The sequence below is a fragment of the Blautia sp. DFI.3.45 genome, from assembly GCF_020593505.1.
GTDB classification, from domain to species: domain Bacteria; phylum Bacillota; class Clostridia; order Lachnospirales; family Lachnospiraceae; genus Blautia_A; species Blautia_A wexlerae.
Genome location: NZ_JAJDMI010000128.1, coordinates 1 through 1,196, shown reverse-complemented (window position 1 = coordinate 1,196; position 1,196 = coordinate 1). Strand labels below are relative to the sequence as shown.

The window sequence follows — 1,196 nt, the reverse complement described above, 5'->3', positions numbered from 1 at the left end:
TGATAATCAAATATAACAGTTATTAAATTTCCTAAAATATGTGAAATATCAACTGGAATTTATAAGTTCAATTCAAACATCCTGTACTCTGTCTATCCAGTATCTTCGTAATACATTTCTTTGACTTCTACAAATCAAAAACCGCAGCTTATATAAAGGCGTTCTGCTGACTTACAAGCACCCAGAACATCAAGGCGTACAGCTTTTTATGCTCTGTTCTTGCAACGTTCTATATTTCTTATCTCCCTGGTATTTAACGTATCTTTTTCCTATAAGTCCGTATTGTACAATAACTGCTGTCCAATTTTCAAGATTCCTTCAGACTTTCTCTATATAGTGCATATTCAATACCCCAGCACAACCATATAATCCAGAATCGCATGAACCAGCACTGGAATCCAAATTGTGCCTGATTTTTCTTTCAGATACTGGAAAATACATCCAGTTAATATCAGTCCTAGCATTTGTGACGTAATAAATGAAAATACATAAACCAGTGTGATTTTTCCCCAGTTTGTATAGGAGAACAGATGCATGGCAGCAAACAAAATATTTGGTACAAGATAACGGATATAATTATTTTCATCTTTTAACAAATACACACATATACCCCTTACCAAAAGTTCCTCTTCCATTGCAATAAATACCGTATAATACAGCAAATTATACAATATTGTTATTTTATCTGCTTTTGTAATCAAACAGAAAACGGTTACTGCCCCAAGAATCGCTGTCAGGATAAGCACCGTTGTCTTCTGCTTTTTTCCTGATATTTTTAGGTACATTTCTGATATGAATTTTTTTCTTAATATCATGAAAAAAATTAAAATCACTATGATTGCAACCATAGAAACAACCAGACTCTGGCGAAAAATACCAAAAATATTATCAGATGCATTTCTGACTACAACGACTGTACCATTTTGTTTCCATGTATAAATAAAATAAGCGGCTACTAAAATATCTGCTGTACATATGAGAAATATAATAATAATTCTCGCTGGCAAAGCTAATGTTTTTTTATCTTTATCTGACATTTTTATTTCAAAGCCTCCCAGTCAATTCGTTCATTTCTGTAGAAAAATTCTCTTTCGGTATAAACCATTCTTTATAAAGGTTTTTAGCCTACTCCTACAAATTACGATTGAACAAAATCGCTGCGCGATGGCTTGCCAAGGCTGTGGCGCAGTTTTATT

General features: G+C 33.1%; 1 protein-coding gene. It reads right to left on the bottom strand.

The genetic code is table 11. From position 1 onward, the window contains the following. Nucleotides 1–344: 344 nt before the first annotated feature. Complete coding sequence (locus LJE09_RS17195) at nt 345–1,037, bottom strand: CPBP family intramembrane glutamic endopeptidase (RefSeq protein WP_008707459.1); 693 nt, start codon at nt 1,035–1,037, stop codon at nt 345–347. Nucleotides 1,038–1,196: the final 159 nt, after the last annotated feature.

Excerpts from the sequence above, each read along its gene's own strand:
- LJE09_RS17195 (WP_008707459.1), bottom strand. The coding sequence starts at position 1,037 with ATGTCAGATAAAGATAAAAAAACATTAGCTTTGCCAGCGAGAATTATT.